Source organism: Sphingomonas changbaiensis NBRC 104936 (assembly GCF_000974765.1).
In the GTDB taxonomy this organism is placed as follows: Bacteria; Pseudomonadota; Alphaproteobacteria; order Sphingomonadales; family Sphingomonadaceae; genus Sphingomonas_B; species Sphingomonas_B changbaiensis.
On the sequence record NZ_BBWU01000048.1, the window covers coordinates 179,627 to 197,662 of the forward strand.

Genomic DNA, 18,036 nt, shown 5'->3' on the forward strand with positions numbered 1-18,036 from the left:
ATGCTGAAGCGCTTCGCCGAAGACTATCTCTCCCGTCTCGCGCTTGATTTCTCGCCGCAGCCTGAAGTCGTTGGCCGGCTCGCATCGTTCGACGGGCTGCTGATGGAAGCAGTCGGCATCACGGTGCCGGTGGGCACGGTCTGTCGGATCGGATCGGGTCACGGCGCGGTCGAAGCCGAGGTGATCGGCTTCCGCGCCGGCAAGACCTTGCTGATGAATCTCGGCGGCCCGGCGCCCCTGCTTCCCGATGCTCCGGTGCGGCCGGTCGGCCAGCCGGGCGAAGCGCAGGTTGGCTCCGCGCTGCTTGGCCGCGTCGTCGATGGCGCCGGCCATCCGATTGACGGGCTCGGGCCCATTCGCGGCGCGAAGAGCTGGCCACTCGCCGGCAAGCCGCAAAATCCGCTCGACCGCGCGCGCGTGACTCAGCCGCTCGATGTCGGCGTCCGCGCGATCAATGGCCTGCTGACGATCGGTCAGGGCCAGCGCGTCGGCATCATGGCCGGCTCGGGCGTCGGCAAGTCCGTGCTGCTCGGCATGATCGTGCGCCAGGTGAAGGCGGACGTGGTCGTGGTCGGGCTGATCGGCGAGCGCAGCCGCGAAGTCACCGACTTCCTTGAAACCAAGGTGGCCGGTGAGGCGCGGAAGCGCGCGGTCATCGTCGCCGTCCCCGCCAACCATTCGCCCGTGCTCCGCATCCGCGGCGCGATGCGCGCGACCGCGATTGCCGAGGCATTCCGTGCCGAGGGCAAGCGCGTGCTGCTGATCATGGACAGCCTGACCCGCGTCGCGCATGCCGGCCGCGAAATCGGGCTGGCGCTTGGCGAACCGGCATCGGCGCGCGGCTATCCGCCGTCCGCGATCGCGATGCTGCCCAATCTGATCGAGCGCGCCGGTGCCGATGCGCGTGGCGGCGGTTCGATCACTGCGATCTACACGGTGCTTGCCGACGGTGATGACGGCAGCGATCCGGTCGTGGACAGCGCACGCTCGATCCTCGACGGCCACATCGTGCTGTCGCGCAGCCTGGCCGAGCGTGCCGTCTATCCTGCGATCGATCTCGGCCCGTCGGTCAGCCGCGTGATGACCGACATCGCTGCCCCCGAGCATATCGCCGCCGCGCGCGTGCTCCGCCGGCACCTCGCGACATACGAAGAAAATCGCGATCTCATCCTGATGGGCGCCTATCGCGGCGGCACCGATGCGCAGATCGACCAGGCGCTCGCCTACCACCCCGCAATCCTCGACTATATCCGGCAGGATGCCGACAGTGCCGTGTCGCTCGATGACGCGGCCGGCGAGCTGGTCGGGATCTTCGGCGACGGCTGATGGCGAACCATCGGGATGCAAAGCGGCTTGGGCGCATGCTCCGCGTCCGGTCGCTCCAGCTCGATCTTGCCCGTGCGGAGCAGGCTGCCGCGGCCGAGCGCGCGTCCAGCGCCGCCGCCCTTGCAGCCCGCATCGACTCGCTGCGCCAGGACGTCGCGCCGCGCGAGGGTCGCGAGCAGGGCCTCAGCCTGTTCGCCGCGGCCCATTATCGCGACCGGCTCGCGCGCAGCCAGGTCGAGGCGCAGCGCCGCGTTCAGCTTGCTCACGAGCAGCTCGACGACGCGCGCGACGCCGCCAACGCCGCCAAGCGCGATCATGGCGTCGTCGAAAAACTGATCGAGCGCGAATTGGAGAGCCAGGCCGCCGCCGTGCGGAAGGCCCTGGAAGATTCCCCGCAGCATGCGCGGGCACTGGCACGGTCCTTGCTGAAGAACGGCTGATGCCGTCGCTCAACATCTCTTCGCCCGGGGTTCCGACCCTGCTCACCGGCGCCTCGCCGATCGCCGTCACTCCGGTCGCGGCCATCGATGGCGTCGCGCCAGGCGCGTTCGCCAGTGTCATCGCCGGTTTGGGACCGGGCTTCACGCTCGATGCCTCACCCCCGCTGATGGTGCCGGTCGGCACGAATTTGCCGCCCGCCCGGCCGAATGTTGCCGGTGGACCCGAACCCGAGCCCCCCGTCGACGTCGAAGCTGTGGAAGCGGTGATGGTCGGCTCTGCCGGCCCGGTCCCGACTGCGCCAGTCCCTCCGGTCTCATTGCCGCCCGAAGTTGTCGACGAGGCTGCGCCGGACGCTCCCCAGGTCGCCGCGCCCGGCGATGCTGCCGCTCCGGCAGCTCCGGTGGTGGCGCCCGGCCAATCTGCTCTCGACCCGGACCCGATTCCCTGCGGGCTGCAAATCTGGCGCCCGCATGGGACGTCCCCTTTGCCGCTCGCGAACAAGACTCCGCTCCCGCGGCCGCCGCTTCCTGTGCAGCTTCCCCCGGAAGAGGTCGCGGACATGCCGGTAATCGACCCCGCCCCGCTGCCGGAGCAGGCGGACAAGCCCATACCCTCCGATCCATCGCCGGCTCAGCCCGCGGACGTGCCGGCGCAGGCCCCGCCGTTCGCCTGGGTGCCGCTGCCGCCGCAGCCCGTCGACGAGCCCCCCGTGCCGAGAGCGATTGCCGACGGCACCGCAGGGCAGGCGCCCGCCGCCGCGGTTTCGCCCAACGCGAAACTCGACCCGCCGCAACCGGATCTGCCGAAGCCCGGAACCGACGCTTCGCCGGCAACGCCGCAGGCAGGGCCCGTTCAGGTTCAGCGTCCGCAGCCGGCCCAGAGCCCGACTCCGGCCGCGGCACTGCCGAACAGCTTTGCGGTCCCGCCCGAGGTTGCGCGCGAGATTGCTCAGCTGGTCCGCGCGGCAGTCGGCGAACGGGACGAGCGTGACGGCTCGGCGACGGCCGATTCCGCGCCGTTGCCGCCGATCACGGCGCCTGCGCCTCAGATTCTGTCATCCGATCCCGCGCCGCTTCACCCGAGCTTCGTTCCTGCGCATCGGCCGGTGATCGACACCGGCCGCGCCGAGTGGATGCAGGCAATGATCGACCGGATCGCGGAGATGCCGCAGTCGGAAGGCGGGCGGCGCGACGCGCAGATTCGCCTCGTCCCCGATGCTCTCGGCCCGGTCGACGTGAAGATCGAGCAGCGCCAGGATCGGCTGCACGTGACGTTGCAGGCCGAAACGCCGCAGGCGCGGCAGTTGCTGACCGACGCCGCGCCCAAGCTGCATGAACTGGCCGAAGCGCGCGGCATCCGTTTTGCCCAGGCGGGGTTCGGCAGCACCGATTCGCATGATCGCCGCTCTGCTCCCGAGCATCAGCACCAGCCGTCGGCGCCGCTTCGTCCGCGTCCGGCGCCTCCCGCCGATTCGGAGCCCGAATCCCAATCCGACGGCGACCTGATCGCCTGATCCATTCTCAGCCACAGAAAGCGTAGACGACCATGGCCACCGCAGCTCCCACTCCCGACCAGGCCGGCCCGAAGAAGAAAAAGGGCAAGAAGGGCCTCGTCATGATTCTCGCCGCCCTGATTCTGGCCGGAGCCGGCGTCGGCGGCGGCATCTTTATCGCTTCGTCCGGCCTGATCGGCGGCGCCAAGGCCGAGGTGCCGAAAGGCAAGGATCTGCCGAAGCTTCTTCCGAAAGGCTCCAAGCCCGCCAAGGAGGAAGGCGAGGGCGGAAGCCACGAGGGCGGCAGTGCCTCGGCCGACGGCCCGAAGTACGAATCGAGCTATTTCCAGATCGAGAAGGATTTCACCTCGAATCTGAAGGACAGCGTTCACCTGATCCAGGTCGGCCTCGCCGTCTCGACGCCCTATGACGAAAAGGTCATCGATCATCTGAAGGCGCACGAGCTGGCGGTCCGTTCGGCCGTGCTGATGACGCTCGCCGACACCGACGAGGAACAGGTCTTCACCAGCGACGGCAAGAAGGATCTGCAGCGCCGCCTGGTGAAGGCAATCAACGATGTTCTGAAGGAAAAGGAAGGTTTTGGCGGCGTCGGTAACGTCTACTTTACCAATTTCATTGTTCAGTAGCCAAGCATGGTTAAGGCCGCTTCCACCACACCCGTTCAGGGCACCGCCTCAGGGCGGCCGCCGGCGCAGCACGCGCCGGTGCTGGGGAGCGCTGCGGCCAATCCGCTCGGCGACCTCCAGGCGCTGGCGCAGGTCAACCAGCACCTCGCGCGATCGCTCAGGGCCTTGTTTGAACCGCTTCTGCGCCAGGCGGTCAAGGTTTCGGCCGAGCCGATCACGGTCGAACGGTTCGATGCCTATCTGACCGCGCGCGGCACGGCGCTCAGCAGCGTCACGATGATCGGCATGGCGCCGCTCTCGGGTCAGGCGATGCTGGTGCTGGATGGCGCGCTCACCTTCCGGCTGGTGGATGTCTATTTCGGCGGGCCGGGCCTCGCGCCCAATCCGTTGCCGGCCGAATTCACGCCGACGGCCGAGGCGATGATCGCGCGGATCGCGACCGGCTTTGCCGAGCGTCTTGCCGGCGCCTGGAGCGAACTGGCGGAGATCGCGTTCCAACCCGGCCGCACCGAAGCCAATCCGGCGATGCTGTCGCATATCGACGGCGAGGATCGGGTGGTCCGCACCCGGTTCGTCCTCGCGGTCGGCGACGCGCGCCCGATCCCGATCGACCTTCTGTATCCGGCGGCATCGTTGAAGCCGATCGCCGCGATCCTGTCGTCCAAGGTCCAGTCCCGCCGCCAGGCAGCCGATCCGACCTGGACCGGCAATCTCGCCCGCGCGGTGATGAACGTGAAGCTCCCGGTCCGCTCGGTTCTCGCCGAGCCGGTGATCCCGCTTGCGCAGCTGATGAGCCTTCAGCCCGGCGACATCATTCCGATCAGCTTCGGGCCCGAAATCCCGTTGCTGGTTTCCAACAACCGCTTCGCGCGCGGCGCGGTCGGCGCTGCCAATGGCCGCGCCGCGATCCGCGTGCACCGCATCGAACCGCTCGAGGACGAGGATTCCTGAATGAGTGACATGAGCCATACCGGCCTGCCGAAGGATGTTGGCATCGCCGCCAATTTTCGTCTGCTGCAGGACGTCGACGTCCGCCTGTCGGTCGAGGTCGGCGGCACCAATCTGAAGCTCCGCGAGCTGCTGGCGCTCGGCGAGTCGAGCGTGATCGAGCTCGATCGCTACGCGAACGAACTGCTCGACGTGCTGGTCAACGGCACGCTGATCGGCCGCGGCGAGGTCGTGACTGTCGGCGACCGCTTCGGCATCCGCATCACCGAGCTTGCCGACCAAACGCCTCCGGGTGCGACGCCGCTGTGATCGGAACCTATCTTCTGAAGCTCGCGCTGCTGCTTCCGCTGGTGTGCGGCCTGCTGGTCGCGTGCCTCTGGGCCTGGCGCAAGCTCGAGCAGAAGCTGCCCGGCAACCAGGGCACGCGCGCGATCGCGATCAAGGAAAGCATGATGATCTCGCCGGGCCTGCGCCTCGCCGTGATCGAGTTCGAAGGACGCAAGCTGCTCGTCTCGGTCGGCCGAGGCGGCGTGCAGCTGGTCGACAAGGCGGAAAGCTCGCGTGATTAGCGCCCTCCGGATTCCGTTCGTTTCGAGCGAAGTCGAGAAACGCAGCTCCCGCGCCAACGTGTCTCGACTTCGCTCGACACGAACGGTTTTGGGTTTGGCAGTCCTCTTGCTCCTCGCCCTGTTCCTGACGACTCCCGCCTTTGCCCAGGCAGCGCCGGCGGCAGCCCCCGTTGCCGCGCCGGCCCAGCCGGGCGCGCCGGAAGCGCTCGACCGCGCGCTGAACCAGATCGGCGGCAACGGCCAGGCGCCGCTGTCGCTGAGCCTGCAGGTGCTCATCATCATGTCGCTGCTGACGGTGCTGCCGTCGCTGCTGCTGATGATGACCAGCTTCACGCGCATCATCATCGTGCTGTCTATTTTGAGGCAGGCGCTCGGCCTCAGCCAGACGCCGCCGAACCAGGTCCTGGTCGGCCTGTCGCTGTTCCTGACCCTGTTCGTGATGTCGCCGGTGCTGAGCCGCGTGAATGCCGAAGCGATCAAGCCCTATGCCGCCGGCCAGATCCAGGCGGGCGAGCTGATCTCGCGCAGCGGCAACGTGCTGCACGGTTTCATGATGAAGCAGACGCGCGTGAAGGACGTGCAGATGTTCGCCGGCATCGCCAAGCAGGGCCCGTTCGCGAGCCCCAATGACGTGCCCTTCTCGATCGCGCTGCCGGCCTTCGTCACGTCCGAGCTGAAGACCGCGTTTCAGATCGGGTTCCTGATCTTCCTGCCGTTCCTCGTCATCGACCTCGTCGTCGCCAGCGTGCTGATGGCGCTGGGCATGATGATGCTGTCCCCGACGATCATCTCCTTGCCCTTCAAGCTGCTGCTGTTCGTCCTCGTCGACGGCTGGGCGCTGACGATGGGCTCGCTCGCCAACTCGTTCGTGAGCTGACGCAAATGGACGCATCCTATTTCATTGGTGTCGGCCGCGAGGCGCTTTGGGTGCTGGCGCTTGCCACGCTGCCGATCCTTATCCCGGCGCTCCTCACGGGGTTGCTGCTGGGCATGATCCAGGCGGCGACCTCGATCAACGAAGCGACGCTGACGTTCATCCCCAAGGTCGCCGTGGTCGGTATCTCGCTGGTGATCTTCGGCAGCATGATCCTCGGGCTCCTGTCCGACTTCACCATTTCGATCTTCGACCGCATCCCCGATCTCGTCAGGTAGCGATGCTCGGGCTCGGCCTGCCCTCCGTCGAACCGGCCCTGTTCGCGCTGATCTTCGTGATGGTGCGGATCGGGGCGGCGTTCATCGCCGCGCCGGTGTTCGGGGCAGTGTCGGTGCCGCTGACGGTCCGGATCGTGCTTGCGGCTGCGATCGGCATTCTTGTCGTCAACAACGCCGCCGTCGCGACGCCGCAGGCGGTGTTCTCGCTCGAAACCTTCCTGCAGGTGGCGCAGGAGGCGCTGGTCGGCCTGGCGCTCGGCTTTGTCCTCCAGATCGCCTTTGCCGGCCCGCTGGTCGCGAGCGAAGCCATCGGCAACACGATGGGCCTGGGCTTCGCTTCGACCGTCGACCCGCAGCGCGGTGCGCCGACGCCGGCGCTTGGTCAATTTCTGTCGATCATGATGACCTTGCTGTTCCTGTCGCTGGACGGGCACCTGGTCCTGGTCGACCTGGTCGTGCGCAGCTATCGCGTGCTGCCGCCGGGCGATGCCTGGCTTTCCCCCGACCGGCTGAAGGCGATCGCGCTGTTCGGCAGCTATGCCTTTGCGTCGGGCCTGCTACTGGCGCTGCCGGTCGGTTTCATCATCCTGTGCCTCAATATCATCGTCGGGATGATCTCGCGATCGGCGCCGGCCTTGAACCTGTTCGCCATCGGCCTGCCCGCAAGCCTCGCCACCGGCCTGGTCGCGTTCGCCATCGCTTTCCCCGCGATGGGCGACACGATGGGCCTGATTATCCGTGAGGCCCTGTCCGCCACCGCCAACCTGGTGCTCGACTGATGGCGGAGTTCGCTGAAAAAACAGAAGCGCCGACGCCGAAGCGCAGGGAAAAGGCGGCGGAGGAAGGCCAGGTCCTTCGCAGCCGCGAGCTGACGGCCGCCGCCGTCGTGCTGGCGGGCGTGTTATGGCTGGCCCTGTCCGGTCCGACCTTAATCCGCGCGCTCGAAGCGGTGATGCGCGAGAGCTTTCAATTCGGTCGGGCTGATGTCGAAGATTTCCAGCCGCTCCGCCCGATCCTGAGCGTCGGCCTGACCCTGGCGCCGTCGCTGGTGATGCTGTTTGCCGTCACGACCGGGGTATCGGTGCTCAGCCAGGCAGGATTGGGCGGCATCAGCTTCCAGTCGAAGCTGCTCGGCTTCAAAGGGGCCCGTCTCAATCCGGGCGCCGGGCTCAAGCGCATCTTCGGCTTTGCCGGCTGGATCGAGCTCGGCAAGGGCCTGATGAAAGTCGCGCTGCTGGGCTCGATCGGCGTCTGGATGCTGTGGTCGATGCGGCAGGAGTCGCTCGGCCTGGTTGCCGGCAATGTCGAAAGCAGCGTCGCCGCGCTCGGCTGGCGGCTGGTCATGCTGCTGCTGGTCATGTCCGGCGGCCTGCTGCTGATCGCCGGCATCGACGTGCCGATCCAGTTCATCCGCCTCTTGAACAAGCTCAAGATGAGCAAGCAGGAGATCAAGGACGAACATAAGCAGGCCGAGGGTTCGCCTGAATCGAAGGCGGCGCAGCGCCGGCGGATGTTCGAGATCTTCAAGCAGAGCGCGCGCAAGTCGGTCGGCACCGCGCACGTCGTGCTCACCAACCCGACCCACTTCGCGGTCGCCCTGCGCTACGAGCGCGGCCAGGACGAAGTGCCGGTGGTGGTCGCCAAGGGGCGCGGGGCGAAGGCACTCGCGATCCGCGAATTGGCGCAGGAACTCGAAAAGCCGGTGCTCGAATATCCGGCCCTTGCCCGCGCGGTTTACTACACCAGTCGCGAGGGCCAGCAGGTCCGCGACGACCTCTATGTCGCGATCGCGACCGTGCTCGCCTTCGTCTTCGGCGTGAACCTGCGCGCCGGTGGCGGCCAGCCCAACGTGATCGTCCCCGATTCCGCGCTGTTCGACGAGAACGGCGTCCGGGTGGCCCGGGCCTAAACATCCGGCGCGCGCGGCCGATTATGCATTGAGGAGACGAAGATGGCCGACTCGATTGCAGTGACCCTCGGCGCCGGTTCGGGCATCGACACCAAAGCGCTGGTCGCCTCGCTGGTCGACGCGCAGTTTTCGGCCAAGAGCAAGGCCCTCGCTGCCCGCAAGGACACGGTCACCTCGCAGATTTCGGCCTTGTCGCAGCTCCGCTCGGGCCTGACCGGCTTTTCGACCGCACTCACCAGCCTGATCTCGGGCGGCACGCTCTCCACCCAGCCGATCAGCTCCGATACCTCGGTCCTGGGCGTGGGGCTTCTGCCCGGCGCGAACATCAGCGGCCTGTCGGCAAGCCTTGAAGTGAAGAAGCTCGCCAATGCGCAGGTGGTGACGTCGGGTTCCGTCGCGGACAGCACCGCCGCATTCGGCAAAGGCACGCTGACGATCACGCTTGGCACTGCGACCTACGATACCAACAACGTGCCGACCGGCTTCACCCCGAAATCCGGCGCAACCCCGGTGGTGGTCACGATCGGCGACAGCCAGAACAGCCTCGCCGGCATTGCCAGCGCCATCAATGCGGCCAAGGCGGGCGTGACCGCGACCGTGATCACCGATTCGACCGGCTCGCGCCTGTCGATCAAGGGCCAGACCGGCGCGGACCAGGCATTCACGATCGACGCGACCGAGGACGCCACTGCTCCGGGCCTGTCTGCCCTTGCCTTCAACACGGGCGCGCAGGCGATGACGCTCACTCGGAAATCGAACGACGCGCTGGTCGCGTTGGACGGCGTCGACGTGCTGCGCCCGACCAACAGCATCAGTGACCTGATCGCGGGCGTGAAGCTCGATCTGGTCAAGGAAGCGCCGGGCCAGACGATCGCGATCAACACCTCGCCGCCGACATCCGCGCTTAGCCAGGCGGTCAACGACATCGTCGAAACCTACAACCAGCTCATCGCGATCGCGAAGGAAGACACCGACGCGACGTCGGGTGTGCTGAGATCGGACAGCGGCGCGAGAGACCTGATGCGCCAGCTCCGCGAGCTGACCGGCCAGAATATCAACCCCGACGCCGGCACCGGCGACCCGACCACGCTTGCGGAACTCGGCGTGAAGACCAATCGCGACGGCACCCTTTCGCTGGATACGGCGACGCTGCAGCGCGCGCTGTCGAACTCCGGCCCCGCGGTCGAGAAGATGCTGAACGTCGGCCTCGGCTCGGCGCTGCGCCAGATTTCGCTGTCGCTGACCGGCCCCGGCGGCGCGCTCACCTCCAGCCAGTCCGGCTATAGCCGGCTGCAGAAGTCGATCGCGGATGAAGAGCTGCAGATCCAGACAGACACCCAGAACATGACCGACCGGCTGACGCTGCAATATGCAAACATGGACGCGCGCGTTTCCGCCTACAAGGCGACGCAGAGCTTTCTCCAGCAGCAGATCGCCGCCTGGACCAAGAACGGATGAGCTATGCGTCGCGCCTTCACCGCGATCCGCGCGAGACGTATCGGTCGGTCGATGTCGCAAGTCGCACCGGCGGCGCGAACCCGCACCAGCTGATCGCGATCCTGTACGAGGATTTGCTGCGCGAGCTGCGGCTTGGCGCGCTTGCCATCGACGAGTCCGATCACCCGGCCAAGAATGCGCGGCTGACGAAAGCGATCGCGCTGCTGTTCGCGCTGGAAGCCGGCCTCGATTTCGACAAGGGCGCATCCGTCGCAGAAGCCCTGTCGCGCTTTTACCGCGGCTGCCGCGATGCCATCATGCGGGCGAGCATCGAAAGCAACGCCGCCCTGGTTCGGGATGTGGTCGCCAATGTCGGCGAGATCGCCGAAAGCTGGAAAGCGATCGGGCGGGGATAGTCACTCCGCCGCGACTATCTCCATCTGCATTGCTGCTTTGCGCCGCGGCCGCTCGATCGCCCGAGCGAACCAGGCGGTCGTCTGCTCAAGTCCTTTCTGAAGTCCCACTTCGGGCCGCCAGCCGAGCAGCCGCTTCGCCTTGCCGATGTCCGGCCGCCGCCGCCGCGGATCGTCGACGGGGAGAGGCCGATAGACCAGTTCGGCGTCGGTGCCCGTAAGCGCAATCACGCGCTCGGCGAGATCGGAGACCGTCAGCTCGATCGGGTTGCCGAGATTGACCGGTCCCGGCTGCGCGCCTTCGTAGCGGGACAGGCGGATCAATCCGTCGACCAGATCGTCGACATAGCAGAAGCTGCGCGTCTGGCTGCCGTCGCCATAGATGGTGATGTCGTCGCCCGACAGCGCCTGGCAGATCAGGTTGGACACCACGCGTCCGTCGTCCGGGCGCATGCGCGGGCCATAGGTGTTGAAGATGCGCGCCACGCGCACTTCGGCACGGCCGAGCCGGTCGAAATCGAATGCCAGCGTCTCTGCCGCGCGCTTGCCTTCGTCATAGCAGGCGCGCGGACCCGTGCAGTTGACCCAGCCGCGATAGCTTTCCGGCTGCGGGTGCATTTCGGGATCGCCATAGACCTCGCTGGTCGATGACAGCAGGAAACGCGCGCCTGCCCGCTCGGCAAGGCGCAGCAGTTGCGAAGCGCCGACCACGTTGGTCAGCATCGTGTGCTCCGGGTCGGCCTGATAGTGCGGCGGCGATGCGGCGCAGGCGAGATCGAAGACGATCGCCAGGCTTTTCGTGCTACGGGCCAGGGCGCCGGGCAGCGGGTCGATCACATCGCCCTCGATCAGGTCGAACCGGCTTTCCCGCCGCAAATGCCGGACATTCTCCTCCCGCCCGGTCTGGAAATTATCGAAGCACAGGACATGATAGCCGTCCGCGATCAGCCGCTCGCAGATATGCGAGCCGATGAACCCGGCGCCCCCGGCAACCAGTGCAGTCTTTTTCGGTGTCATCGTCCTGCTCCGACCCTTCTTCTTGCGACCTGCGGCTTCGGTGAGATGCGCGTCCAGCTCGGCCGCGCGATGGACGGCGGTGTGGCTCGTCAGCGTGCGGGTGCGCGCTGCCTCGCCGATCGCTGCGGCATTGGTGTCGAGCGCGGCGATCACGTCGTCACTCGTGTCGGCGAGCATGATCTCGCGGCCTGGCTCGAACAGCCGGTCGAGTCCGTCCCACCGGTCCGAAATGATCGGCGTCGCGCACGCCCCTGCCTCGAACAGGCGCACCGACGGCGACCATCCGGCCTTGATCATGTCTGCACGCGTGACGTTCAGCGTGAAACGGGACGCGGCGTAAAAGGCCGCGTGATCGGCCGGCGGCACGTGCTCGATCCGGTCGACATTGGCCGGCCAGTCGATGTCGTCCGGATATTGCGGGCCCGCGACGGCAAAACGCCGATCGGGGCAGCGCCGGGCCGGCTCGATCAGCAGCGTGTCGAGAATCGGCTGCCGATCCGGACTGTAGGTGCCGAGGTACGACAGATCCCAGCGCTTCCCCGTGTCGATCGGCCGGTAAATGTCCGGATCGACCGAGCAATAGAGCGCCCGCGCCGCGGGCGACCCATAATGCCGCTCGATATGCTGCAGCGTCGGGCCGCCGGTGAACGACAGATAGAGGCCGTATCCGGGGATCAGATCGGGCGCGAGATATTCGAAATCGCCGCGCTCCAGCTTCGCCAACGTGACCGGCGTGTCGATATCGTAGAAGGCGGTCACGCCTTTCGCGGTGCGCTGAACCCAGCGGCCGACCGCGACTCCGTCCGGCACATAGGAGCCGACGATCACCGCATCGGCGGCCGCGACCTGATCCTTCCAGCGATCGAGTTCCGCCGCGGAGTCATAGAAGGCGAGGGTGCAGTAACCCGCGTCGCCCAGGTCGCGGTGGGCGGCGTACCAGGGCTTGTCACGCTCAAGGAACAGCACTTCGTGGCCTCGTGCCGCGAAGGCCTTCAGCAATGCGCGATAGGTGGTCGCGTGCCCGTTTCCCCAGGATGAGGAGAGCGTGAGGCCAAGGACGACCAGCTTCATGCGGCGCTCCGCATCTGGGCGGCTTCGTCGGCCAGGATCGCATCCACCTGCGCGCCGCGTAAGCTGTAGGTGTGTTCGGCAAGCACACGGGCCAGCGCCGCTTCGCCGATCGCCTGCGCCCGCTGGGGCGTAAGGGCGCGAACATGCTCGGCGACGTCCTGTCCGTCGCGCGCCACCAGCACTTCCTCGTCGGGCTTCAGGAACAGCTCGATGCCTTCCCAGGCATCGGTGATCAGGCAGGCGGCGGCGCCCGCTGCCTCGAACACGCGCGTCGCCGGCGAAAAACCGATATTGGCCATCGAATCTCGCGCGACGTTCAGCACGGCCAAAGGGGTGCAGTTGAAGGCATTGTGCTCGGCGGTGCCGACATGGCCGAGATGCCGGACATTGCCGGGCAGCTCTTTCCATTGCCATCCATTGCCGCCGATCAGGAACTGACGTTCGGGCAGTGCGGCGGCGGGCTTCAGGAAGAATTCTTCTACCCGCGCCTCGCGGTCCGGCAGCCGATTGCCGAGAAAGGCAAGATCGGCGGTGAAGCGGGGGTCCGGATCGACGGGGTGGTGCGTCGCAGGATCGAGCGCATTGTAGATCGGGACGCAGCGCCGCGCGCCGAAACCCTCATAGGCATCCACCACCGGATCGCCGCCGCCATAGGTAAAGACCAGATCCAGCTGCTTCAGCGCCTCGCGAAGCGGATGATCCTCTGCGGTGCGCATTTCATCGAGCGTCGCCGCTGCATCGACATCCCAAAAAATCCGGATCGCATGGGGTGCGGCGTTGCGGATCACGCCCTGTAGCAGCTCGGTATCGAACACGCCGACGCCGCTGGCCTTGACGACCACGTCCGCCTGCCGGGCCTCGGCCAGCACCTTCGCCAGTGCTTCGTCGGTTGCCGGATAGACCACAGAGCGCGCCCAGTGCGGCGGATCGATGTCGCGATGCTGCTGCCGGTCGAACGCGTCCGGCTCGTAGAAGGTGATCTCGTGACCGCGCGCGGCGAGGTCGCGGAGAAGCCCGCGATAATAGGTCGCGGCGCCGTTCCAGTAAGAAGAGACCAGGCTCGATCCGTAGAAGGCGATCTTCATGCGGTGGCTTTCATCAAGGCGGGCGCGGCGAGCCGCGCGACAATGTCGAGCAATTCCTGCGCGCGGTGTGCGCAGCTATGGCGGCTGCGGATCGCGGCGAGGCCGTTCGCGACCAGGCTGGCACGCAAGTCGGCGTCGCCGCGAACGGCGCGTAGATGCCGCGTCATCTCGTGGCCGTCCCGGGCGATGAGGTAGTCCTCGCCCGGCCGGAACAGGCCTTCGGCATCGTCCCACGGCGCGCAGACCAGCGGGATGCCGCATGCCAGCGCCTCGAAAACGCGGATCGTCGGGATGCCGGGCAGCATGTCCGTGTAGAAGCGCCGCGGCACATGGACGGTCGCCAGATGCCGCGCATAGACGTCCGGCGCGCGAGCGTTCGGCAACCAGCCGCGGAATGCGACGCCATAACGCTCCAGCATCGCCAGCGCCTCCGGCGGATAGCGGACGCCATAGATGTCGAGCGGCAGCCCGGCTTCGCGCGCCGGGCGGAACAGAAATTCTTCCAGCTCCGCCGAACGTTCGCCATCGCCCCAATTGCCGATCCAGACGAGGCCGTGTCGTGATTGTTCGTCGCTTGGCGGGTGAAACAGGCGCGTGTCGGCAGCTTCGTGCCATACGAAGACCCGCTCGCCCCAACCCCAGCGGCGATAGACGTCCGCCAGCGTCTCGCCGAACGCGAGCACGCCGTCATAGGCGGTGAGGTCATAGGCGCGCATCGCCGCCGGATCGCTGACGGCGCGGTGGTGGGTGTCGTGGAACAGCAACGTGAATCGGCCGCCGCTCGCCCGCGCCTGACCGAGAGCGGCGACCAGGGCATGATCGTTCCACTCGTGCACGATCACCAGATCTGCGCCGTCGATCAGCTCGGCGGGATCATCCTCCGCCGCGTACACGGTCGAGCGCAGATCCGGATAGGCACTGCGCCATGCGTCCAGTCCGGCATCGCCGTGGTCGGCGAGCAGGTTCTGAAGACTCCAGGCTCCTTCGGGCTCAAACGCCTGCACGTCGTGCCCCAGCGCCTGCAGCTCGCGGAGAACGCCGCGCAGGAAATGGGCGTTGCCGTGGTTCCAGCAGCTCGCGAGCGAATGCGTGAAATATGCGATCTTCATGCCGCCACCCGCTCCAGCGTGTGCGCCGCAACAGGCATGGTGCGGTAGAGCGCGAGCATGCCCGCCGCCATGCGCTCGACCGTATAATCGCCGGCGCGCACCTGGGCTGCCTGTCCCAGCCGGTGCCGGAGTTCGGGATCGGCGACGATCTCATCCACCGCGCGCGCGAAACCGTTCGCGTCATGCGGATAGATGAACCAGGCGGCGCCGTCCCACAGCTCGCGGAAGGTCGCGATGTCCGAAAGCACCAGGGCGCAGCCGGCCTGCGCCGCCTCCAGCACCGCCAGCCCGAACGGCTCGTAGACTGCCGCCGAGACGAACACAGGCTGCGCGGCAAGAAGCTGGGCCAGCGCTGTGTCCGACAGGTGTCCCGTCGCCGCGATATGGGCGAGGCTTATCGTCGTGCCATTCGGCCCCGCGAGCGGCCCTGCGGCTCTGAAGCCGGTGCTGCTGAGAACAGCCGCACGATCGAGCGTTGTCACATTCTTGCCCTCGTCCCACAGGCGGCCCGCGGTGAAGGCGAAATCCTGTCGCGCGCCGGGAGGGATCTGCGCCGGCTTGCGGCCGTTCCGCACGACGGCAGGAGTGTCGGCGAGATCGTAGCAATGCTGCAGCATCGTCGCGAACGCGCCGCTGGGCGCCACGACCTTGTCGGCGGCACGCAGGCCGATGCCCGTCAACTCGGCCCGCCAGCTGAGGTCCGGGTCGATGCGGCCGCCTTTCACCGCCTGCCACCAGCTGCCGACGCAGCTATGCGCGACGGCGATCACCGGCTGCTCGAACCGCACGGATGCCGCCAGCGCCGGGGCATTCAGCTGGATGATATCGGCCCGGCACGCATCCGCCAGCCGAGCGATTCCTTCCGCCGCTTCAGTGACCTCGTGCGGGCCGGTGGCGAGCCAGTCGAGCGGCAGGTCGGTCTCGACCAGCTCGACGCCCTCGGCCACGGCCAGTCGCTGCTGGGCGTCGGGCCGCGGACCCATCGTTGCCAGCACCGGCTCGACGTCGTGCTCCACGAGCGCGCGCGCCAGATCGGTCGCATATTGCCAGACGCCGCCGACGGTATCCGTCGTGATCAGCAGCCGCGTCATTCCGCGGCCTCCATGTGCCGCAGCTCCAGCCCGCGCGCGTCCGCCAGCCACTCCGCCAGCTCGGCGATGCCCTGCCGCCACGGCTTGGGCGCGCCAAGGCCCAGCGTGTCCCGTGCAGCTCGCGCGTCGGCGACGAAATAGCGCTGATCGCCGGCGCGCCAATCTTCGTAACTCGTCTCGACCGGACGTCCGGTGATCGCCTCGATGTGCCGCAGCAGCTGCCTGAGGCTGATCGCATTGTCGGGGCCGCCGCCCAGGTTGAACACGCGGCCGCCGACGCGATCGATCGCGTCGAGCGCGGCGACATAGGTGTCAACCGCATCGTCGACATGGAGCACGTCGCGGACCTGCTTGCCATCGCCATAGATGGTGATCGGCTGGCCTTCGAGCGCGCGGATCAGGAAGTGGGCGACCCAGCCCTGGTCCTCGGTGCCCATCTGCCGTGGCCCGTAGATGCAGCTCATCCGGATGACGGCGGTGGGAATGCCGTAGCTGCGGGCGTAATCGAGCACATACTGGTCCGCCGCGCCCTTCGAGCATCCATAGGGCGTGTGGAAATCGAGCGGCCGCTGTTCGGAAATGCCGTGCGCGCGCACCTCCGCGTCGGCCGGCGTCCAATGGTCGGTGTCTTCCCACAGCTGGATATCGGCCAAATCGCCATAGACCTTGTTGGTGGACGCGAAGATGACCGGCACTTTCGCGTCGCGCCGGCGCACCGCCTCGAGCACCGTCAGCGTGCCCCGAATGTTGACCTGATAATCGTCGATCGGATCGACCAGGCTGGTCGTGACCGCCACTTGCGCGGCCATGTGGAAAACAGCGCGGGCATCCCTCACCGCCTTCGCGACGGCTTCCTCGTCGCGGACATCGGCAATGATGGCGTGGATTTTCGATCCGTGCCGCTGTTTCAGCCAGTCGAGATTGGTCTCGACTCCGGCCCGTGCGAGCGCGTCGAGGATGATGATGTCGTGACCGTCGCGGGCAAGGCGATCGGCGATGTTGCAGCCGATAAACCCTGCGCCGCCGGTGACGAGGATGGGTCCGTTCATGCCACCAGCCCTCGCGCTTCGAGCTCGGCGCGCGCCTGGTCGACCCGGTCCACCGCAGTCTGCTCGGCCACCCATTCGGCCAGTTCGGCGAGACCTTCGCCAAAGTCCTGCCGTGCATGGAAGTCGAGCTTGTCGGCGGCCTTGGACGTGTCGCAGAAGCAATGCCGGATATCGCCGATCCGCGTCTTGCCGACGATTTCGGGTGCAATCTTCTGCCCCATCGCCTTCGACAGCTCGGTCGCCACTTCAGTGACAGACCGGTCATGGCCGGAGCCGATGTTGAACACCTCGCCCGAAAGGCCGGGCAGCTCCAGCGCATCGGCGAACGCGCGGGCGACGTCGCCGACATAGACGAAGTCGCGCCGTTGCTCGCCGTCCTCGAAGATCATCGGGGCCTGGCCGTTCAGCAGCCGCGACGCGAAGATCGCCAGTACCCCGGTATAGGGGTTGGAGAGCGCCTGCCCGGGGCCGTAGACGTTGAACAGCCGCAGGCACACGCCCTCGATGCCGTAAGGCTGCGACAGGATCAGCGTCATCCGCTCCTGCACATATTTGTTGAGCGCGTAGATCGACGCGAGATTGGGGCGCTTCCACTCTGGCGTGGCGACCGGCGTCAGCGGCCGGCCCTGGGCGTCGAGCGGATCCCAGCCGCCCTTGCCGCTTGCGGTCGCGCCGCGTTCGGCATTCTCGATGAGCGCGCCGTCCGCGTCCCGGTACAGCCCTTCGCCATAGATGCTCATCGATGAGGCGGTGACGACGCGGCGCACCGGCTGCTCGATGAGCTTCTCGAACAGCACCGCAGTGCCGACATCGTTCACCGAGGTATAGCGCTCGACCGCGTACATCGACTGGCCGACGCCGACTTCCGCCGCCAGATGGATCACGCTGTCGACGCCCTGCAGCGCCTTCATCACGGCATCGCCGTTGCGCACGTCGGCGCGGACCAGTTCGACGTCATCGGCAAGCCCGGCCGGCCGTTCGCAATCGCCGTGGACCTGCTCGATAAGGCTGTCGAGCACGCGGACTTGATGGCCGCGGCGCAGCAATTCGTCGGCGACGAAGCGGCCGATAAAGCCTGCTCCCCCGGTGATCAGCACCTTTTCCTTCATCCGGGAACTCTCCCCAATCGTGGCGCATTCGCCTGTTTCAGGCCTCGGTGCGCAGCCGTTTCGTTCCGCCCGTCAAACCAAGGATCATCATCTAAGTTCCGGAAAACTAAATCGTTTCGCATGCGTTGCTGATCCAGGTTAGCGGGAACCCCGGTGCCGCTTGTCGGTTAC

Annotated in this window: 19 protein-coding genes; 13 read left to right on the plus strand and 6 right to left on the minus strand. The window is 67.0% G+C overall.

All coding sequences use genetic code 11. The features are described from left to right. Genes SCH01S_RS13375 through SCH01S_RS13435 form a run of 13 tightly spaced genes read left to right on the plus strand, consistent with a single transcriptional unit; the run spans nt 1 to nt 10,337 of the window. Nucleotides 1–1,326 carry a FliI/YscN family ATPase gene (locus SCH01S_RS13375; protein ID WP_046349300.1) on the plus strand — a complete coding sequence of 442 codons (1,326 nt, stop codon included), beginning with the start codon at nt 1–3 and terminating at the stop codon, nt 1,324–1,326. After that, a complete protein-coding gene (locus SCH01S_RS16815; protein ID WP_046349301.1) occupies nt 1,326–1,766 on the plus strand; it encodes a hypothetical protein in 441 nt (146 codons plus the stop codon). Before SCH01S_RS13375 ends, SCH01S_RS16815 begins: the two co-directional genes overlap by 1 nt. Beyond that, the gene (locus SCH01S_RS13385; protein ID WP_046349302.1) at nt 1,766–3,280 is read left to right on the plus strand and encodes a flagellar hook-length control protein FliK; all 1,515 of its coding nucleotides are present in this window, start codon (nt 1,766–1,768) and stop codon (nt 3,278–3,280) included. Before SCH01S_RS16815 ends, SCH01S_RS13385 begins: the two co-directional genes overlap by 1 nt. A gap of 32 nt (nt 3,281–3,312) precedes the next feature. Continuing rightward, nucleotides 3,313–3,906 carry a flagellar basal body-associated FliL family protein gene (locus SCH01S_RS13390; RefSeq protein WP_046349303.1) on the plus strand — a complete coding sequence of 198 codons (594 nt, stop codon included), beginning with the start codon at nt 3,313–3,315 and terminating at the stop codon, nt 3,904–3,906. Between the two features lie 6 nt (nt 3,907–3,912). Beyond that, nucleotides 3,913–4,857 carry a flagellar motor switch protein FliM gene (locus SCH01S_RS13395; protein ID WP_046349304.1) on the plus strand — a complete coding sequence of 315 codons (945 nt, stop codon included), beginning with the start codon at nt 3,913–3,915 and terminating at the stop codon, nt 4,855–4,857. Further along, nucleotides 4,858–5,163: a flagellar motor switch protein FliN gene (fliN, locus tag SCH01S_RS13400; protein ID WP_046349305.1), complete on the plus strand. Its 306-nt coding sequence runs from the start codon at nt 4,858–4,860 to the stop codon at nt 5,161–5,163. It abuts the gene before it with no gap. Further along, nucleotides 5,160–5,423: a flagellar biosynthetic protein FliO gene (locus SCH01S_RS13405; RefSeq protein WP_046349306.1), complete on the plus strand. Its 264-nt coding sequence runs from the start codon at nt 5,160–5,162 to the stop codon at nt 5,421–5,423. The genes fliN and SCH01S_RS13405 overlap by 4 nt, the downstream gene beginning before the upstream one ends. Nucleotides 5,424–5,481: 58 nt before the next feature. After that, on the plus strand, nt 5,482–6,300 hold the full coding sequence (fliP, locus tag SCH01S_RS13410; RefSeq protein WP_046349377.1) for a flagellar type III secretion system pore protein FliP: 819 nt from the start codon (nt 5,482–5,484) through the stop codon (nt 6,298–6,300). A gap of 5 nt (nt 6,301–6,305) precedes the next feature. Beyond that, a complete protein-coding gene (locus SCH01S_RS13415) occupies nt 6,306–6,575 on the plus strand; it encodes a flagellar biosynthetic protein FliQ (protein ID WP_046349307.1) in 270 nt (89 codons plus the stop codon). A gap of 2 nt (nt 6,576–6,577) precedes the next feature. Continuing rightward, nucleotides 6,578–7,354, plus strand: coding sequence for a flagellar biosynthetic protein FliR (fliR, locus tag SCH01S_RS13420; protein WP_046349308.1), 777 nt, complete (start codon nt 6,578–6,580; stop codon nt 7,352–7,354). Beyond that, entirely contained in the window at nt 7,354–8,484 is a 1,131-nt protein-coding gene (locus tag SCH01S_RS13425) for an EscU/YscU/HrcU family type III secretion system export apparatus switch protein (protein WP_046349309.1), read from the plus strand. The genes fliR and SCH01S_RS13425 overlap by 1 nt, the downstream gene beginning before the upstream one ends. A 42-nt stretch (nt 8,485–8,526) precedes the next feature. Next, nucleotides 8,527–9,942, plus strand: coding sequence for a flagellar filament capping protein FliD (gene fliD / locus SCH01S_RS13430; protein ID WP_052733942.1), 1,416 nt, complete (start codon nt 8,527–8,529; stop codon nt 9,940–9,942). Further along, nucleotides 9,939–10,337 carry a flagellar export chaperone FliS gene (locus tag SCH01S_RS13435; RefSeq protein ID WP_046349311.1) on the plus strand — a complete coding sequence of 133 codons (399 nt, stop codon included), beginning with the start codon at nt 9,939–9,941 and terminating at the stop codon, nt 10,335–10,337. Before fliD ends, SCH01S_RS13435 begins: the two co-directional genes overlap by 4 nt. Here SCH01S_RS13435 and SCH01S_RS17430 read toward each other — a convergent pair whose 3' ends face one another. The 6 genes from SCH01S_RS17430 to SCH01S_RS13465 are packed head-to-tail and all read right to left on the minus strand — an operon-like array spanning nt 10,338 to nt 17,865. Further along, nucleotides 10,338–12,422, minus strand: coding sequence for a bifunctional glycosyltransferase/UDP-glucuronate decarboxylase (locus tag SCH01S_RS17430; RefSeq protein ID WP_084689570.1), 2,085 nt, complete (start codon nt 12,420–12,422; stop codon nt 10,338–10,340). It abuts the gene before it with no gap. Next, nucleotides 12,419–13,507, minus strand: coding sequence for a CgeB family protein (locus SCH01S_RS13445; protein ID WP_046349312.1), 1,089 nt, complete (start codon nt 13,505–13,507; stop codon nt 12,419–12,421). Before SCH01S_RS13445 ends, SCH01S_RS17430 begins: the two co-directional genes overlap by 4 nt. Next, entirely contained in the window at nt 13,504–14,616 is a 1,113-nt protein-coding gene (locus SCH01S_RS13450) for a CgeB family protein (RefSeq protein ID WP_046349313.1), read from the minus strand. Before SCH01S_RS13450 ends, SCH01S_RS13445 begins: the two co-directional genes overlap by 4 nt. Beyond that, entirely contained in the window at nt 14,613–15,707 is a 1,095-nt protein-coding gene (locus SCH01S_RS13455) for a glycosyltransferase family 4 protein (RefSeq protein WP_046349314.1), read from the minus strand. Before SCH01S_RS13455 ends, SCH01S_RS13450 begins: the two co-directional genes overlap by 4 nt. After that, nucleotides 15,704–16,756 carry an SDR family NAD(P)-dependent oxidoreductase gene (locus SCH01S_RS13460; RefSeq protein WP_046349315.1) on the minus strand — a complete coding sequence of 351 codons (1,053 nt, stop codon included), beginning with the start codon at nt 16,754–16,756 and terminating at the stop codon, nt 15,704–15,706. Before SCH01S_RS13460 ends, SCH01S_RS13455 begins: the two co-directional genes overlap by 4 nt. Then, nucleotides 16,753–17,865, minus strand: a complete 1,113-nt coding sequence (locus SCH01S_RS13465) for an NAD-dependent epimerase/dehydratase family protein (protein ID WP_046349316.1) — start codon at nt 17,863–17,865, stop codon at nt 16,753–16,755. The genes SCH01S_RS13460 and SCH01S_RS13465 overlap by 4 nt, the downstream gene beginning before the upstream one ends. Nucleotides 17,866–18,036 lie beyond the last annotated feature (171 nt).

Coding starts and splice junctions, on each gene's coding strand:
- SCH01S_RS13375 (WP_046349300.1), top strand. CDS start 1: ATGCTGAAGCGCTTCGCCGAAGACTATCTCTCCCGTCTCGCGCTTGAT.
- SCH01S_RS16815 (WP_046349301.1), top strand. CDS start 1,326: ATGGCGAACCATCGGGATGCAAAGCGGCTTGGGCGCATGCTCCGCGTC.
- SCH01S_RS13385 (WP_046349302.1), top strand. CDS start 1,766: ATGCCGTCGCTCAACATCTCTTCGCCCGGGGTTCCGACCCTGCTCACC.
- SCH01S_RS13390 (WP_046349303.1), top strand. CDS start 3,313: ATGGCCACCGCAGCTCCCACTCCCGACCAGGCCGGCCCGAAGAAGAAA.
- SCH01S_RS13395 (WP_046349304.1), top strand. CDS start 3,913: ATGGTTAAGGCCGCTTCCACCACACCCGTTCAGGGCACCGCCTCAGGG.
- fliN (WP_046349305.1), top strand. CDS start 4,858: ATGAGTGACATGAGCCATACCGGCCTGCCGAAGGATGTTGGCATCGCC.
- SCH01S_RS13415 (WP_046349307.1), top strand. CDS start 6,306: ATGGACGCATCCTATTTCATTGGTGTCGGCCGCGAGGCGCTTTGGGTG.
- fliR (WP_046349308.1), top strand. CDS start 6,578: ATGCTCGGGCTCGGCCTGCCCTCCGTCGAACCGGCCCTGTTCGCGCTG.
- SCH01S_RS13425 (WP_046349309.1), top strand. CDS start 7,354: ATGGCGGAGTTCGCTGAAAAAACAGAAGCGCCGACGCCGAAGCGCAGG.
- fliD (WP_052733942.1), top strand. CDS start 8,527: ATGGCCGACTCGATTGCAGTGACCCTCGGCGCCGGTTCGGGCATCGAC.
- SCH01S_RS13435 (WP_046349311.1), top strand. CDS start 9,939: ATGAGCTATGCGTCGCGCCTTCACCGCGATCCGCGCGAGACGTATCGG.
- SCH01S_RS17430 (WP_084689570.1), bottom strand. CDS start 12,422: ATGAAGCTGGTCGTCCTTGGCCTCACGCTCTCCTCATCCTGGGGAAAC.
- SCH01S_RS13445 (WP_046349312.1), bottom strand. CDS start 13,507: ATGAAGATCGCCTTCTACGGATCGAGCCTGGTCTCTTCTTACTGGAAC.
- SCH01S_RS13450 (WP_046349313.1), bottom strand. CDS start 14,616: ATGAAGATCGCATATTTCACGCATTCGCTCGCGAGCTGCTGGAACCAC.
- SCH01S_RS13455 (WP_046349314.1), bottom strand. CDS start 15,707: ATGACGCGGCTGCTGATCACGACGGATACCGTCGGCGGCGTCTGGCAA.
- SCH01S_RS13460 (WP_046349315.1), bottom strand. CDS start 16,756: ATGAACGGACCCATCCTCGTCACCGGCGGCGCAGGGTTTATCGGCTGC.
- SCH01S_RS13465 (WP_046349316.1), bottom strand. CDS start 17,865: ATGAAGGAAAAGGTGCTGATCACCGGGGGAGCAGGCTTTATCGGCCGC.